Origin of the sequence: Pseudomonas guariconensis, assembly GCF_900102675.1 — a bacterium.
In the GTDB taxonomy this organism is placed as follows: Bacteria; Pseudomonadota; Gammaproteobacteria; order Pseudomonadales; family Pseudomonadaceae; genus Aquipseudomonas; species Aquipseudomonas guariconensis.
Genome location: NZ_FMYX01000006.1, coordinates 177,135 through 193,051 on the forward strand (window position 1 = coordinate 177,135; position 15,917 = coordinate 193,051).

The window sequence follows — 15,917 nt, forward strand, 5'->3', positions numbered from 1 at the left end:
CCCTTCGTAAATTTTCTATAGGTCAGGCTTCTCGGGGTCTGGCCTTTCTTGCTTGTGCAAAGGCCTCACTTTGTTAACTACGCTCGTTGTGACGGGAGCCGTATGTCAATACCACGCTTGAAATCCTACCTATCGATGTTCGCCGCCGTGCTGATGCTTGGCCAGGTGCTCACCGCCCAGGCCGAGGAAGCCCTGCCGGACTTCACCACCCTGGTCGAGCAGGCCTCGCCTGCTGTGGTGAACATCAGTACCAAGCAGAAGCTGCCGGACCGCCGTGTCGCCGCAGGGCAGATGCCGGACCTGGAAGGCCTGCCACCGATGTTCCGCGAGTTCTTCGAGCGCAACATGCCGCAAGTGCCGCGCTCGCCCCGTGGTGACCGTCAACGAGAAGCCCAGTCGCTCGGTTCGGGCTTCATCATCTCCAGCGATGGCTATGTGCTGACCAACAACCATGTGGTCGCCGATGCCGATGAGATCATCGTGCGTCTGTCCGACCGCAGCGAGCTGCAGGCCAAGCTGGTCGGTACCGATCCGCGCACAGACGTGGCCTTGCTCAAGGTCGAAGGCAAGAACCTGCCGACCGTCAAGCTCGGCGACTCCGAAAAGCTCAAGGTCGGTGAGTGGGTGCTGGCGATCGGCTCGCCGTTCGGCTTCGACCATTCGGTGACCAAGGGCATCGTGAGCGCCAAGGGGCGGACCCTGCCCAACGACACTTATGTCCCGTTCATCCAGACCGACGTGGCGATCAACCCGGGTAACTCCGGTGGCCCGCTATTCAACATGAATGGCGAGGTGGTGGGCATCAACTCGCAGATTTTCACCCGTTCCGGTGGCTTCATGGGGCTGTCGTTCGCTATCCCGATCGATGTGGCGCTGGATGTTTCCAATCAGCTGAAGAAGGACGGCAAGGTCAGTCGTGGCTGGCTTGGCGTGGTGATCCAGGAGGTCAACAAGGACCTGGCTGAATCCTTCGGTCTGGACAAGCCAGCCGGTGCCTTGGTCGCCCAAGTGCTAGAGGACGGTCCGGCAGCCAAGGGTGGCTTGCAGGTAGGGGACGTGATTCTGAGCATGAATGGCCAGCCGATCATCATGTCGGCCGACCTGCCGCACTTGGTCGGCAGCCTCAAGGACGGCGCCAAGGCTCGTCTGGAGATCATCCGCAACGGCAAGCGCCAGAATCTGGATATCACCATCGGCGCGCTGCCCGAGGACGATGCGGACATCGGTACCGGCGCTGGAGCCGGCGCAGAACGCAACAGCAACCGTCTGGGCGTTTCCGTGGCCGACCTGACCGCCGAGCAGAAAAAGTCCCTGGAACTCAAGGGCGGCGTGGTCATCAAGGAGGTCCAGGATGGTCCGGCGGCGTTGATTGGCCTGCGTCCTGGCGATGTCATCAGTCACCTGAACAACCAGGCGATCGCTTCGGCCAAGCAGTTCACCGAAATTGCCAAGGATCTGCCGAAGAATCGTTCGGTGTCGATGCGCGTGCTGCGTCAGGGCCGAGCCAGCTTCATTACCTTCAAGTTGGCGGAATAATCTGCGCACTGCATAGGAAAGGGCAGCTTCGGCTGCCCTTTTTCATGAAATATTCCGTTGTCGCCCCTCATCCAAGGGCTGCGGGTAGCTCGGGCGCGCGCAATTCGGGGCTCCTACAGGGCAGCGCTCGTTACCATGTCGCTTGATCTGGAATCTCCCATATCCCTGCCGCTTAAGGTACAATTCCCGGCTATTTTTCGGCGGGCGTCCGGCTCGCAGCCTTTTCGAGTGTTGACCCGTGAGTGATTTGAGTCATATCCGCAATTTCTCCATCATCGCCCACATCGACCATGGCAAGTCGACGCTGGCCGACCGTTTCATCCAGATGTGCGGTGGCCTGTCGGCACGCGAAATGGAAGCCCAGGTCCTCGATTCCATGGATCTGGAGCGTGAGCGCGGGATCACCATCAAGGCCCACAGCGTCACGCTGAGCTATAAGGCCCAGGACGGCAAGGTCTACCAGCTGAACTTCATCGATACTCCCGGCCACGTCGACTTCACCTATGAAGTCAGCCGTTCCCTGGCCGCGTGCGAAGGCGCGCTGCTGGTCGTGGACGCCGGTCAGGGTGTCGAGGCCCAGTCCGTGGCCAACTGCTACACCGCTATCGAGCAGGGCCTGGAGGTCATGCCGGTGCTTAACAAGATGGACCTGCCCCAGGCCGACCCAGACCGCGTCAAGGACGAGATCGAGAAGATCATCGGCATCGACGCCACCGATGCCGTGGCATGCAGCGCCAAGAGCGGCATGGGCGTCGATGAGGTCCTCGAGCGTCTGGTGCAGACCATTCCCGCCCCGGAAGGCGAAATCGATGCTCCTCTGCAGGCACTGATCATCGATTCCTGGTTCGACAATTACCTGGGCGTCGTCTCCCTGGTCCGCGTGCGTCATGGCCGGGTCAAGAAAGGGGACAAGATCCTGGTCAAGTCCACCGGCAAGGTGCATCTGGTGGACAGCGTCGGTGTCTTCACCCCGAAACACACGCAGACCGCCGACCTCAAGGCGGGCGAGGTGGGCTTCATCATCGCCAGCATCAAAGACATTCACGGGGCACCGGTCGGTGACACCCTGACCCTGTCCTCGACCCCAGAGGTCGAAGTGCTGCCAGGCTTCAAAAAGATCCAGCCGCAGGTTTATGCCGGCCTGTTCCCGGTCAGCTCCGACGATTTTGAAGATTTCCGCGACGCACTGTCGAAGCTGACCTTGAACGACTCCTCGCTGCAATACCTGCCGGAAAGCTCCGACGCACTGGGCTTCGGCTTCCGTTGCGGCTTCCTCGGCATGTTGCACATGGAGATCATTCAGGAGCGCCTGGAGCGCGAATACGACCTGGACCTGATCACCACCGCGCCGAGCGTGATCTACGAGCTGGTGCTCAAGACCGGTGAGACCATCTACGTCGACAACCCATCCAAGCTACCGGATGTTTCTGCGGTCCAGGACTTCCGTGAGCCAATCGTCACCGCCACCATCCTCGTGCCTCAGGAGCACCTGGGTAACGTCATCACCCTGTGCATCGAGAAGCGTGGCGTGCAGCGCGACATGCAGTTCCTCGGCAGCCAGGTACAGGTGCGCTACGACCTGCCGATGAACGAAGTGGTGCTGGACTTCTTCGATAAACTCAAGTCCACCAGCCGCGGTTACGCTTCGCTGGACTATCATTTCGATCGCTACCAGTCGGCCAACCTGGTCAAGCTGGACGTGCTGATCAACGGCGACAAGGTAGACGCCCTGGCGCTGATCGTTCACCGCGACAATGCCCACTACAAGGGCCGTGCGCTGACTGAGAAGATGAAGGAGCTGATCCCTCGGCAGATGTTCGATGTGGCGATCCAGGCAGCCATCGGTGGCCAGATCGTCGCCCGTACGACCGTCAAGGCGCTCAGAAAGAACGTACTGGCTAAGTGCTACGGCGGTGACGTCAGCCGTAAGAAGAAGCTGCTGGAGAAGCAGAAGGCCGGTAAGAAACGCATGAAGCAGGTCGGCAACGTGGAGATCCCACAGGAAGCCTTCCTCGCCGTGCTCAGGTTGGATAGCTAGGTCCTATGTCGCTAAATTTCCCGCTGTTGCTAGTCATCGCCGTAGCTGTCTGCGGCCTGTTGGGCTTGATCGACCTGCTGTTCCTGGCTCCGCGCCGGCGAGCGGCGGTCGCCAACTACCAGGGCAGCGTCAGCCAGCCCGAGATGGCAGTGCTCGAGCGCCTGAACAAGGAGCCGTTGCTCGTCGAGTACGGCAAGTCGTTCTTCCCGGTGCTGTTCATCGTGCTGGTGTTGCGTTCGTTCCTGGTCGAGCCGTTCCAGATCCCATCGGGATCGATGAAACCGACTCTGGAAGTGGGCGATTTCATCTTGGTGAACAAGTTCTCCTACGGTATTCGCCTGCCGGTGATCGACAAGAAAGTCATCGAGGTGGGAGACCCGCAGCGCGGCGACGTGATGGTGTTCCGCTACCCGAGCGACCCGAATGTCAACTACATCAAGCGTGTGGTCGGGCTGCCGGGCGATCAGGTGCGCTACACCAGCGACAAGCGCCTGTACGTCAATGGCCAGCCGGTCGCCGAGCAATTGGTCGGTACCGAGCCAGGCACCCTGGGCAGTGCCCAGCTGTACAAGGAAAAACTCGGCGAGGCCGAGCACCTGATCCGCAAGGAAATGAGCCGCTACCGCATGCCGCCGGACCAGCAATGGACCGTTCCGGCTGGCCATTACTTCATGATGGGTGACAACCGCGACAACTCCAACGACAGCCGCTACTGGGACGATCCGAACATTCCCAAGGAACTGCACGGCATGGTTCCGGATCGCAACATTGTCGGCAAGGCCTTCGCGGTCTGGATGAGCTGGCCGGAGCCCAAGCTCAGCCACTTCCCCAACCTGTCGCGGGTAGGCCTGATCCATTGATACCCAACGGCGCTGTCTGACAGACAGCGCCGAATGCATTTCTGACATAGGCTGTGTTCTCAGGGATCGAGAGATTCCGCCGCCCACAAGGTGGTGGGCCACAGCCAAACAGTCTTTCAGGATGTTGATTTGAACAACGCGTTGAACAATCCACGGGTGGCCCCATGAGTGCTTCCCTCGCGCGCCTGGAGCGCAAGCTCGGCTATACCTTCAAGAACCAGGACCAGATGCTCCTGGCCCTGACTCATCGCAGCTATGCCGGGCGCAACAACGAGCGCCTGGAGTTTCTGGGCGATGCCATCCTCAACTTCGTGGCCGGCGAAGCGCTGTTCGAGCGTTTTCCGCAGGCCCGCGAAGGCCAGCTCTCGCGCCTGCGCGCCCGTCTGGTCAAAGGTGAGACCCTGGCCCGTCTGGCCCGGGGCTTCGATCTGGGCGAATACCTGCGCTTGGGCTCGGGTGAGCTCAAGAGCGGTGGTTTCCGGCGGGAGTCGATCCTGGCCGATGCCCTCGAAGCGCTGATCGGGGCGATCTACCTGGACGCCGACATGGAGACCGCACGCGAACGCATCCTGGCCTGGCTGGCCGGTGAGTTCGATGGGTTGACTCTGGTCGACACCAACAAAGACCCCAAGACTCGTCTGCAGGAATTCCTGCAGTCGCGTGCCTGCGAACTGCCACGCTATGAAGTGGTGGACATCCAGGGCGAACCGCACTGCCGTACCTTCTTCGTCGAATGCGAGGTGGTGCTGCTGAACAACAAGAGCCGTGGCCAGGGCGTGAGCCGGCGTATCGCCGAGCAGGTCGCCGCCGCTGCTGCATTGATCGCCCTTGGCGTGGAGAATGGCAATGACTGAGAACACTTCGACCCGTTGCGGCTATGTCGCGATCGTCGGTCGCCCCAACGTGGGCAAGTCCACGCTGCTCAACCACATCCTCGGCCAGAAGCTGGCGATCACCTCGCGCAAGCCGCAGACCACCCGGCACAACATGCTCGGTATCAAGACCGAGGGCGACGTGCAGGCGATCTACGTCGATACGCCCGGTATGCACAAGGCCAACGACAAGGCCTTGAACCGCTACATGAACCGCAACGCATCGGCTGCCTTGAAGGATGTCGACGTAGTCATCTTCGTGGTCGACCGGACCCGCTGGACCGACGAGGACCAACTGGTGCTTGAGCGTGTGCAGTACGTGAGTGGCCCGGTGATCCTGGCGGTCAACAAGACCGACCGCATGGATGAGAAAGCCGAGCTGATCCCGCACTTGCAGTGGCTGCAGCAGCAGTTGCCCAATGCCGAGATCGTGCCGATTTCCGCCCAGCAAGGCCACAACCTCGAAGCCTTGGAAGCGTTGATCGCCAAGCATCTGCCCGAGAACGAGCATTTCTTCCCGGAAGATCAGATCACCGACCGCAGTAGCCGCTTCCTGGCTGCGGAACTGGTGCGCGAAAAGATCATGCGCCAGCTCGGTGCTGAGCTTCCGTACCAGATCACCGTGGAGATCGAGGAATTCAAGCAGCAGGGCCATGTGCTGCATATCCATGCGTTGATCCTGGTCGAGCGTGACGGTCAGAAGAAGATCATCATTGGTGACAAGGGCGAGCGCATCAAGCGCATCGGTTCGGACGCGCGCAAGGATATGGAAGTGTTGTTCGACGCCAAGGTCATGCTCAACCTGTGGGTCAAGGTCAAAGGCGGCTGGTCCGACGATGAGCGCGCCCTGCGCTCGCTGGGCTACGGCGACCTGTAACCGCTCCAGCCAACAGACAGCTGGCTCGTACCCTGTGGGAGCGGGTTCACCTTCGAATGACAGTGGTTTCACTGATGCGTTCGAAGGTGGCCCCGCTCCCACAGGCACATTCAAACCCCAGAGATCGCTGATGGAACAACCCGCCGGCCAGCCGGCCTACGTGCTTCACAGCCGTGCCTACAAGGAAACCAGCGCGCTGGTGGATTTCCTCACGCCCCAAGGCCGTGTACGTGCGGTGCTGCGCCGTGCCCGGGGCAAGGGGGGCAGCCTGGTCCGGCCGTTCGTGGAGCTGGAGGTGGAGTTGCGTGGGCGAGGGGAGCTGAAGAACGTCGGTCGCCTGGACAGTGTCGGCATCGGCGGCTGGTTGCATGGCGATGCCTTGTTCAGCGGGCTGTACCTCAATGAACTGTTGATGCGCCTGCTGCCTGCGGAGGCGCCGCATCCTGCGTTGTTCGAGCACTACACCTTGACGCTGCAGGCCCTGGCCGCCGGTCGGCCCCTGGAGCCGCTGTTGCGTGCCTTCGAGTGGCGCCTGTTGGATGAGTTAGGTTATGCCTTTGCCCTGACCCACGATATCAACGACGACCCCATCGACACCCAAGGACTGTATCGCCTGCAGGTCGATGCGGGCCTGGAGCGGGTTTACCTGGCGCAGCCTGGGTTGTTCACCGGGGCAGAGCTGCTGGCACTGGCCGAGGCCGATTGGCAAGCCCCGGGTGCGTTGCTTGCTGCCAAGCGCCTGATGCGCCAGGCCTTGGCGGTACACCTGGGGCCGAAGCCGCTGGTGAGCCGGGAACTGTTTCGCAAGCGTTGAGCACATCGTATGCTGTGGGGCTCAACTTTCAGGAGAGCCCTTTCGTGACTCACAGCAACCGCATGCTTCTTGGCGTCAACATCGACCACGTGGCGACCCTTCGCCAGGCCCGGGGCACCCGTTACCCAGACCCGGTCAAGGCCGCGCTGGATGCCGAGGAAGCGGGCGCCGACGGTATCACCGTGCACCTGCGCGAAGACCGCCGGCATATCCAGGAGCGCGACGTGCTGCTGCTCAAGGACGTGCTGCAGACCCGCATGAACTTCGAAATGGGCATCACCGAAGAAATGATGGCCTTCGCCGAGAAGATCCGTCCGGCGCATATCTGCCTGGTGCCTGAAACCCGCCAGGAACTGACGACCGAGGGTGGCCTGGACGTCGCCGGCCAGGAGGCTCGGATCAAGGCTGCGGTGGAGCGTCTGTCGCGCACAGGGGCTGAAGTTTCACTGTTCATCGATCCGGACGCGCGTCAGATCGAAGCTTCGCGCCGTGTCGGTGCACCGGCGATCGAACTGCACACCGGCCGCTATGCCGATGCCGAAACCCCGACCGAGGTGGCCGAAGAGCTGCAGCGGATCATTGACGGCGTGGCCGTGGGGGTAGGGCAGGGGCTGATCGTCAATGCCGGCCATGGCCTTCACTACCACAACGTCGAGGCGGTGGCGGCGATCAAGGGCATCAATGAACTGAACATCGGCCATGCGCTGGTGGCCCATGCGCTGTTCGTCGGTTTCAAGGCGGCTGTGGCCGAGATGAAGGCGCTGATCGTAGCGGCTTCTCGCTAATTGCCGTTCGGCTGTACTGGCCCCTTCGCCGGTACAGCCCCCGTCATTGCGCTCGGAATACCAAGGTGAAGCGGGTAGGGCCAGCAGGCGTGCTGCTGGCCTCGACTCGTCCGCCATGCAACTGCATGATCGACTTCACGATCGCCAGTCCCAATCCTGTCCCACCCTCCAGCCGCGAGCGTCCGCATCCTGCGCGGTAAAAGCGTTCGAACAGGTGCGGCAGATGACACCCGGCTATGCCTGGCCCCTGGTTGCGCACCCCTAGGTGTATCTCATCGCCCTGACGTTCGATCAGGACCGTCACCACCTGGTTCTCTGGGCTGTGGCGGATGGCATTGCTCAACAGGTTGGACAGCGCCCGCTGGAACATCAAGCGATCGGCCATGGCCGTCCCCCAACCCTGCAGATGCAGTTCGATCCCCTTGAGCTCGGCGCTGACGGCGAACAGTTCGCAGACCCGCTCCGCTTCCTGAGCCAGGGCCAGTGGCCCGAGCATTACCTGGGCCTGGGGTTGGCTGACTTGGGCGAGAAACAACATGTCGTTGATGATGCGGTTGAGGCGGGTCAATTCCTCGACACTGTCCTCCAGTGCTTCCCGGTAATAGGTGCCATCGCGGTCCCGGGCCAGGGTGACCTGGGCCTTGCCCATGAGATTACCGATGGGCGTGCGAAGCTCATGGGCCAGATCATCGGAGAATTGCGAGAGCTGGCGTACACCTTGATCCAGGCGATCGAGCATGACATTGATGGCCTTGGCCAGCTCGGCCAGTTCCACCGGCAAGCCTGTGTCGGGAAGGCGATGCCCCAGGTCCTGGGCCGAGACGCGCCCGGCAATCCGGCGAAAGTGACGCAAAGGGCGCAATCCCATTTGCATCAGTTTCCAGGCACTGAGGCCGATCAGTACCAGCAACAAGGGCAGGGCCAACAATGTCGAGTTCAGGTAGGCCTGGAGCAGGGTGTTATCGTCGGCGCGATTGAGCGACATCATCACCCGAACGGTGGTGTCGTCGCGCAGGCGCATCAGGCGGGTGGCGGTGAGGATCTGGGCATCGGCACTGTCGCGCCACTCGTGGAAGCTCAGCCGGTCGCCGACCGGCAGCTCGTTCAGGCGTGCTTCCAGCGCAGGTCCCAGGCTCAGCAGCAAGGGGTGACGACCGTCGAGCGCCAGGATGCTCAGGCTCAGGTTGTCATGGCCCATGATCACATCGAGCAAGGGATGGGCGCGGCGGGCCAGATCCTCGTTGCGTAGATCGACGCGCAGATTGTGTTCGATCTGCAGCATCTTACGGTCCAGGTCTTTGCGGGCGCGGCTGTCCAGTTCGTGCTGCAGAGCGAACACGGCCAGGCAAGCCAGCAATAGCACCAGCGTGGCGCCCATCAGGGTCACCGACAACCCCAGGCGCAAGGACAGGCTGGCAGGTTTCATGGCCTGGCCTCGAGCACGTAGCCCACGCCGCGCAGAGTGTGGATCAGTTTGTCGTCGAACGGGTCGTCGATCTTGGCCCGCAGGCGACGGATCGACACCTCCACCACGTTGGTGTCGCAGTCGAAATTCATGTCCCAGACCAGCGAGATGATCTGCGTGCGCGACAACACTTCGCCGCTCTGGCGCATCAATAGGTGCAGCAGAGCGAACTCCTTGGCGGTCAGGTCGATGCGCCGCCCTGCGCGGTAGGCGCGGTGGCGGCCAGGGTCCAGTTCCAGGTCAGCGACGCGCAGGGTGCTCGGTTGCAGATGCTGGTCGTTGCGCCGCAGAAGGCTGCGGATTCGAGCCAGCAATTCCGGGAATTCGAAGGGTTTGAGCAGATAATCGTCGGCGCCCAGGTCCAGGCCTTTGACCCGGTCGTCCAGGCGGCCATGGGCCGTAAGCATCATGATCCGCGTGGCCGATTCGCTGCGCAGGCGTTGCAGTACGCTCCAGCCGTCCAGGCCGGGCAGGTTGACGTCGAGAATCACCAGGTCATAGGGCTGCTGGCGGGCCAAATGCAGCCCGTCGATACCGGTATGGGCGCAGTCGACCACGTAGCCGTTCTCGCGCAGACCCTGTTGCAGGTAATCAGCGGTACGCAGTTCGTCTTCGATGATCAGTAGGCGCATGGGAAGCTCGGTGTAATGAAAGGTGGCGATTCTCGACCCTGTAGCGAGATCAGGGTCAAGGTTGCCGATGTTACGGGATGCAACCGAGCGGAAAGCTTGAATAACGGATTTGTAATGGGCCGGACATGTGGCTGAAAGGCGTTGCGCAAGTCTGTGCCGAAACGCCGCTCAAGTCTTGCAACACTGTAATGTCCGACTCACCTTGGCGTTAGCTGCGCCTCGCTACGATGGCCTCGAACGACTGGTTATCACGAGGCAAACACGATGAACCTGACCCAATACTTGTTGTTGGCTGTACTCGCCTTGGGCAGTTCTGGGGCAATGGCCGAAGGCGGCGCCGAGCGTTCCAGGCAGTTCTGGGAGGCGTTCCGGCAAGACCAGCAGCGCCTGCATGGCGACAAAGAGCAAGCCGTGGTGGCGCGTGAGCGCAAGGCGAACGAGAAGGCCCGTGAATTGGCCAAGGATTGACGTGTAGCCGCCTTCGCAGTCGCTCCTCTGACGAAGGCGAGTCTGGCGCCCCTACGGGGGCGCCTTTTTTATTTGCGTGCCAGCAAGGTGGCGCGACGTGGGGCCGGGAGGCCCTCGATGGTGCGGCTGTGATCGTTCGGGTCGAGGAAGTCGGCGAGCGACTGGTAGCGCATCCAGTCGGTACTGCGCTGCTCGTCCACGCTGGTGACGCTGACATCGACACAGCGCACGTCGCTGAACCCGGCACGGCGCAGCCAGCGCTCCAGGGCCGGCACCGACGGCAGGAACCAAACGTTGCGCATCTGCGCGTAGCGGTCCTCGGGCACCAGCACCTGGTGTTCGTCGCCCTCGACGACCAGGGTTTCCAGCACCAGCTCGCCACCTTTGACCAGGCAGTCCTTGAGCGCCAGCAGGTGCTCGATGGGCGAGCGTCGGTGATAGAACACGCCCATGGAGAACACGGTGTCGAAGCCTTCTAGGTTCGCTGGCAGCTCTTCCAGAGCGAAGGGCAGGTGCCAGGCGGGAAGCTCCGGCAGGTACTTTTGCACGGCCTGGAACTGGCAGAAGAACAGCCAGTTGGGGTCCACGCCGATCACCATGTCGGCGCCGGCACCTAGCATGCGCCACTGGTAGTAGCCATTGCCGCAGCCGACGTCGAGCACGCGTTTGCCTTTCAGATCCAGATGCGGGCTTACCCGCGACCACTTCCAGTCAGAGCGCCATTCGGTGTCCACGTGGACGCCGAACAGGTCGAACGGCCCCTTGCGCCAGGGCGAGAGCCCCATCAACGCTTGGTGCATCCGGGCTCGGGTGGCATCGTCACAGTCGCTGTCCAGACGCAGGCCGTTTTGCAAGTCGACCTCGCTGGGCAGCAGATCCGGCAGGGCATCCAGCGCGCCGCGCCAACGATCGAGATCGCCATGGCCTTTCTCCAGCTTGGTGTGCAGTTGTGCTTGCAGGCCTTGGGACCACGTGGCAAGGGGCGTGCCCGCCAGGCGGCGGACGAGGGGGGAGAGGTCGATCATGGCAGGGCAATCAGTGAGGCGAAATTGAGGCATTGGAACCAAGGCACGACCTTGGAGAAGCCGGCGGCATGCAGGCGGTCTTTGTGGGTCTGCAGGGTGTCGGGTTTCATCACGTTCTCGATGGCGCTGCGCTTCTGGGCGATTTCCAGTTCGCTGTAGCCATTGGCACGCTTGAAGTCCAGGTGCAACTCGTTGAGCAGGTCCTGCTCCTGGTCATCGGCAAAACGCAGCTTCTCGGAGAGGACGAGCGCGCCGCCGGGCAGCAGCGCCTGGCGGATGCGACCTAGCAGTGCCAGGCGTTGGTCCGGGGCGATGAACTGCAAGGTGAAGTTCATCGCCACCACCGAGGCCGGCTCGAAGGGCAGGGCCAGGATATCGGCCTCCAGCACCTGTACTGGCAGCAGTTCCTGGAACATCGAGTCCTGGGCGGTGAGGTACTGACGGCAGCGCTCGACCATGGCTGCGGAATTGTCCACCGCAATCACCCGGCAGCCGTCGGCACGCACGTGCCGGCGCAGGGACTGGGTCACCGCGCCCAGTGATGCGCCCAGGTCGTACAGCGCAGTGTGCGGCTGGGCGAAGCGGGCGGCGAGCACGCCGAGGTTCTCGACAATGGTCGGGTAACCTGGCACCGAACGCTTGATCATGTCCGGGAACACCCGCACCACGTCCTCGTTGAAGGCAAAGTCGGGCACCTGCTCCAAGGGCTGGGCGAAGAGGCGGTCGGGTTGTTGGCTCACGGAAGTACCAGGTGGGGGTGGTAAAGAGCGTGCATTTTAGCCAACCCTGACCGTTTGCGCATCGCCTCTGGGCAGGTTCAGTCGACCGTCACGGCGCAGTCGAAGGTCTGTGCAGGGCGCACTTCGGGTGCCCAGGGTTGCTGATACACCAGAATGAGATGGCTCACGCCTTGGCCCTGGGCCTGGAAGCGCCACAAGGACTGGCCTGCACTGCCCACCACACCTGTGTCTTCTGGATCGCTATACACCTCAGGGCCCAGGCTGCGCAGGATGTTGGCCGCCGGGTGTTGAACCAGCCAGCGGTAACCGGTGCTGGGATTGCTGGGCAAACGCAAGGTCAATGTTTGTCCGGGCACCAGGGTGATTGGGCATTCACTGGCTTTTTCCAGAACGATAGGTTCAGGGGAGGACGGGGTTTGGCTGCAGGCGCTCAACAGCCCGAAGGCCAGGGGAAACAGTGCAAGGCGAGATCTCATGAAGTCTCCTGTCTGAATATGCCAATAGATCTTGTAGGAGGAACGATTGCCATCTGATGACTCATCGGGGCGAGTCATAACTTTGTACCACCAAACCAGCCCGGTTTGGGTACAAGGAGAAATGTATGAGTTTCCAAAGAGCCAGCTATGAAACGCTGGCAAATGAGGCGGCCAGCCAACCTGTAGCAATGGTTACAGCAATGGCCGAGCGCGACGGTAGTAATGAAGGCGGCCTGACACTCAGCCGCGAGCACATCGTCACCATCAACCAATATGCCAATTTTGTTTTTGGTCTGCCCAAGACCCCACAAACCGTTGAGCAATGGCTGGGCTACAAGACCATCGATGAGCCTGAGCTGAAGCCCTCGGCCATGTCCAGCCTGTTTGAGGGGCTGCGTCGTCATGCCAACGCCTGGACAACACTGTCAGATCGCAGCAAGCGGCTCTCGAGCGAACTGGCAACCACCGCCAACTTGATCGATGTCGTTGGCGAGGAAATTGTTGCAGAGTGCAGTCGCCTGAGATTTCTGAAACCGCAAATGACCTGGGAGCAAGTGGCGCTCGCGAGGCCGGTCAAACTGGGCGCCGAGGACCAGAAAGCCGTCACGCAACTGGTCGAGTACATGCAAATCCTCAACGACGATGTCAGGAACTATGCCAAGCGTGTAGACGGTGTAAAGAAAGACAGCGAAGCCTTCAGGGACACCGTTAAAAAGGAGTTGCTGCCTGCAGTCGGCAACAAGGACAAGGCGCTAAAACGCAAGAAACAAGACGGGCTGGTTGAAGCGTTGCGCACTGAACTCAAAGCCCTCGACGTCGAGATCGGCGAACTTAAAAAAGAATACGACAGGTACCTCTCCAACGGACTGAGCAGCCTCGCTGGGGGGCCGCTTGGGGCTATTGTCGGCGGTGCGATCTATGGCGCCAAAGCAGAATCTGCGCGTAAGCAACGTAAAAAGTTAGAACAACAGCGCAGGGGGGTCGCAGCGAAACTGAAGGCCCGTGTGAATCTGGAAGGCCGGCTCAAGGAAATGACCCAGTTTGTGGATGATCTGGACGTGCGTCTTAACGATGTCCTGACCTCAGCCTCCCATTTGCAGACGGTCTGGGAGCGTGTCGAGGTCTACATCACCAGCTCCATCGAAGAGCTCGGAAAGATCACAGATGGCCAGCGGCTGGCGATCTTTCTGATCTTTTTCAAACGATTCCTCCGGCAGTGGAAGGAAATCGAGCGCACTTCGCTGCAACTGACAGCGGTTTTCGACAATGCCGCATCGGCACGCTAATTCATTAAAGGACTATTACCATGAATGCCAAGGTTTCTTATCTGTCGCCTGCCAGCCAGCAACCCGTACTGGACGACATTCTCTCGACGACCCGTGTTTTCCTGCTTGAGTGGCAGCAGGGCAACCTGAAGCCCTTGCCGACGTTGTATGAATCGATTGAGCGACATGCCAAGTTTCTGGACAGCATTACCAAGCGAATGGCAACTCAAGCCCTGCGGATGGAGGCAGAGCTGCATGCAAGCGGGTTAGAGGATATCGTCGATGCGCTTGAGGACATCGGCGAAGACCCTGAGCTTCTGTTCATTGCCCAGGAAACTATCAATAAAGTGCTGTCGAATCTGACGATTCAAATCAGTGGCGTAAAGAATGCCTCTACGGAGTTGTCGGCTTTGTCTGCCCCCAACGCCTCCCGCGACGAAGCCCGTTTATTCAGGCAGCAGATGGAACTGGAAACGACCAGTGTCGCCTTGAAAGCCGAAATAGACGCCGAGTCGTCCAAGATCGAGGCACTGCATACCGCCCTCAAAGCGCTGGAAGCTATCGATATCGAGGTCAAGTTCGACGGCCTGATTCCCACGCCCGAGCAATTGGCTGCGCTGGCAGTGCCCGGTGGGCAGATCGCCTTACTGAGTGAGGCCGCAGCCCAGGCCCTGAAAAACCTGGAGAAAACGCTTGGACAGTTGTCTGCCGACCTCAATTACAGCCGACTGCAGGCAGAGCGTCGGCAATTGACACTCGGACTCAGAACGCTGCAGCGGGACCTTGCCGCCAATAGCCGAACCCTGGCGACATGCCGTCAACAGCTCAAGGCGCTGGAAAATGTGCCTAGGCTCGTCGCGCAACGTAAGGCCTGCCTGATTGCCTTGAATGCACTGAGCATGGCGTTGGGGAGTTTCTACAACCTGCTGAAGAACGCCAAGTACAAGGGAATCGAAGACCTGCGTGCTATCGATGCGTTTTTGAAGACGCTCCTGGCTTATCAGCGCAGCATGATCAAGCAGATCAGCAATGCATTTTGATTCGTGATCAATAGCCTGACTGCCATTCATCAGAGCGGCGGTCAGGCTTACGGAGTTAATGCTCATGGAACAAAGGATGCTGATGCCGATGGGGAGCGCTGCACGGGCGATGGAAGTGCGAGTGGCAGCGCTCTTCAAACAGGCGCGAAGCGGCGTGGGTGATCTAAAAGCCTCTGTTGCGCAGCTGGATGCCTATGTCCGCAGGGTTCACGATTTACCTCAAGGACGATTGGCGCGTTGGGTGAGCTATTCGTATGTCTCTGAGCCAGTCCTGAATATTGGTAATTTGGAACGGCTGATCGCTAGGCTGTCCTACAGGAGTGGTTTTTGGTGGTCCTTGCGTGAGCGTGGAAGTGCGCTGAGTCAGGCATTGGTCGGGCATACCCAAACGGTCACGCAGCGGAGTGCAGAAATACAGAACATTGCGTCTCGGCTCGAGATGGCGAACGGTGATGCAGATAGATGGGAGGCGTTGTCTCGCGAAAAGGATTTGGCACTCAGTCCCAGGGATTTGACGCGTGTGGAAACAATGGTTGCATACGTGGTCAGTCTTCGGAGGGAGGTCGAGGCCTTTGACATCCATCTCACTGAATACATGTCAGGTATCGAGGACTTTCGCGAAACGCACCGGCGTGAATTACAACCCGACCTGGATAGGGTGATCAAAGCGCTTGATACGGTTGAGGTGCGCAAGTGCACGCTGAGATTCGAGCCGTTTTGGACAAACTGTCGGAAAGCGACTTTTGAAGAAGAAGATCGCGAGCAGCTTAGGGCTTTGTTTGGCGTGCGTGATCTACAGCTGGCTGGCGTGCATGGCAATATTGAAAAACTTCATACGGCTTGGCAAGCGATAGGCACGTATGTCGAAAGTGCACACAATCATTTGAGCAAAGTGAAACGCCAGCGAGAGCTGGCGCTTTTCATGGTGTACTTCAAAATATTCTTGGGACAGTGGAAACAGGTTGCCGTGCACGCGCAGCGATTGCGTGAGGCTTTTGCCTGAAAAACAGAGGGGCCGTGGCCC

Annotated in this window: 16 protein-coding genes; 11 read left to right on the top strand and 5 right to left on the bottom strand. The window is 60.4% G+C overall.

What is annotated here, in order from left to right; translation table 11 throughout:
- The first annotated feature begins 135 nt into the window (after nucleotides 1-135).
- From BLS27_RS12425 to pdxJ, 7 genes are all read left to right on the top strand, one after another.
- Complete coding sequence (locus BLS27_RS12425) at nucleotides 136-1,536, top strand: DegQ family serine endoprotease (RefSeq protein WP_371906690.1); 1,401 nt, start codon at nucleotides 136-138, stop codon at nucleotides 1,534-1,536.
- Nucleotides 1,537-1,774: 238 nt separating this feature from the next.
- Entirely contained in the window at nucleotides 1,775-3,574 is a 1,800-nt protein-coding gene (gene lepA, locus BLS27_RS12430) for a translation elongation factor 4 (protein WP_043206469.1), read from the top strand.
- A gap of 5 nt (nucleotides 3,575-3,579) precedes the next feature.
- Nucleotides 3,580-4,434: a signal peptidase I gene (gene lepB / locus BLS27_RS12435; protein WP_043206470.1), complete on the top strand. Its 855-nt coding sequence runs from the start codon at nucleotides 3,580-3,582 to the stop codon at nucleotides 4,432-4,434.
- A gap of 164 nt (nucleotides 4,435-4,598) precedes the next feature.
- Nucleotides 4,599-5,288 (top strand): ribonuclease III, encoded by a 690-nt coding sequence (gene rnc / locus BLS27_RS12440; protein WP_043206471.1) that lies wholly within the window; start codon nucleotides 4,599-4,601, stop codon nucleotides 5,286-5,288.
- Nucleotides 5,281-6,183 carry a GTPase Era gene (era, locus tag BLS27_RS12445; RefSeq protein ID WP_043206472.1) on the top strand — a complete coding sequence of 301 codons (903 nt, stop codon included), beginning with the start codon at nucleotides 5,281-5,283 and terminating at the stop codon, nucleotides 6,181-6,183. Before rnc ends, era begins: the two co-directional genes overlap by 8 nt.
- A gap of 130 nt (nucleotides 6,184-6,313) precedes the next feature.
- Nucleotides 6,314-6,997: a DNA repair protein RecO gene (recO, locus tag BLS27_RS12450; protein ID WP_043206473.1), complete on the top strand. Its 684-nt coding sequence runs from the start codon at nucleotides 6,314-6,316 to the stop codon at nucleotides 6,995-6,997.
- 62 nt (nucleotides 6,998-7,059) lie between these two features.
- Nucleotides 7,060-7,782 (top strand): pyridoxine 5'-phosphate synthase, encoded by a 723-nt coding sequence (pdxJ, locus tag BLS27_RS12455; RefSeq protein WP_232111557.1) that lies wholly within the window; start codon nucleotides 7,060-7,062, stop codon nucleotides 7,780-7,782.
- A gap of 43 nt (nucleotides 7,783-7,825) precedes the next feature.
- Here the strand turns inward: pdxJ and BLS27_RS12460 are convergent, their stop codons facing one another.
- Entirely contained in the window at nucleotides 7,826-9,208 is a 1,383-nt protein-coding gene (locus tag BLS27_RS12460; protein WP_090345002.1) for a heavy metal sensor histidine kinase, read from the bottom strand.
- Nucleotides 9,205-9,879 (bottom strand): heavy metal response regulator transcription factor, encoded by a 675-nt coding sequence (locus BLS27_RS12465; RefSeq protein ID WP_043206476.1) that lies wholly within the window; start codon nucleotides 9,877-9,879, stop codon nucleotides 9,205-9,207. Before BLS27_RS12465 ends, BLS27_RS12460 begins: the two co-directional genes overlap by 4 nt.
- Before the next feature lie 264 nt (nucleotides 9,880-10,143).
- Here BLS27_RS12465 and BLS27_RS12470 point away from each other — a divergent pair, with 264 nt between their 5' ends.
- Nucleotides 10,144-10,347: a DUF2790 domain-containing protein gene (locus BLS27_RS12470; RefSeq protein ID WP_043206477.1), complete on the top strand. Its 204-nt coding sequence runs from the start codon at nucleotides 10,144-10,146 to the stop codon at nucleotides 10,345-10,347.
- Nucleotides 10,348-10,415: 68 nt separating this feature from the next.
- On the opposite strand, the gene cmoB is transcribed toward BLS27_RS12470, so the two are convergent.
- The 3 genes from cmoB to BLS27_RS12485 form a co-directional block, all read right to left on the bottom strand.
- Complete coding sequence (gene cmoB, locus BLS27_RS12475; RefSeq protein ID WP_090345004.1) at nucleotides 10,416-11,372, bottom strand: tRNA 5-methoxyuridine(34)/uridine 5-oxyacetic acid(34) synthase CmoB; 957 nt, start codon at nucleotides 11,370-11,372, stop codon at nucleotides 10,416-10,418.
- Nucleotides 11,369-12,112, bottom strand: coding sequence for a carboxy-S-adenosyl-L-methionine synthase CmoA (gene cmoA, locus BLS27_RS12480; RefSeq protein ID WP_070574921.1), 744 nt, complete (start codon nucleotides 12,110-12,112; stop codon nucleotides 11,369-11,371). The genes cmoB and cmoA overlap by 4 nt, the downstream gene beginning before the upstream one ends.
- Before the next feature lie 77 nt (nucleotides 12,113-12,189).
- Nucleotides 12,190-12,588, bottom strand: coding sequence for a protease inhibitor I42 family protein (locus BLS27_RS12485; protein ID WP_043206480.1), 399 nt, complete (start codon nucleotides 12,586-12,588; stop codon nucleotides 12,190-12,192).
- A gap of 125 nt (nucleotides 12,589-12,713) precedes the next feature.
- Here BLS27_RS12485 and BLS27_RS12490 point away from each other — a divergent pair, with 125 nt between their 5' ends.
- From BLS27_RS12490 to BLS27_RS12500, 3 genes are all read left to right on the top strand, one after another.
- Nucleotides 12,714-13,874 (top strand): alpha-xenorhabdolysin family binary toxin subunit A, encoded by a 1,161-nt coding sequence (locus tag BLS27_RS12490; protein ID WP_043206481.1) that lies wholly within the window; start codon nucleotides 12,714-12,716, stop codon nucleotides 13,872-13,874.
- Nucleotides 13,875-13,894: 20 nt separating this feature from the next.
- Nucleotides 13,895-14,893: an alpha-xenorhabdolysin family binary toxin subunit B gene (locus BLS27_RS12495; protein WP_090345007.1), complete on the top strand. Its 999-nt coding sequence runs from the start codon at nucleotides 13,895-13,897 to the stop codon at nucleotides 14,891-14,893.
- Between the two features lie 64 nt (nucleotides 14,894-14,957).
- The gene (locus tag BLS27_RS12500) at nucleotides 14,958-15,896 is read left to right on the top strand and encodes a hypothetical protein (protein ID WP_090345009.1); all 939 of its coding nucleotides are present in this window, start codon (nucleotides 14,958-14,960) and stop codon (nucleotides 15,894-15,896) included.
- Nucleotides 15,897-15,917: the final 21 nt, after the last annotated feature.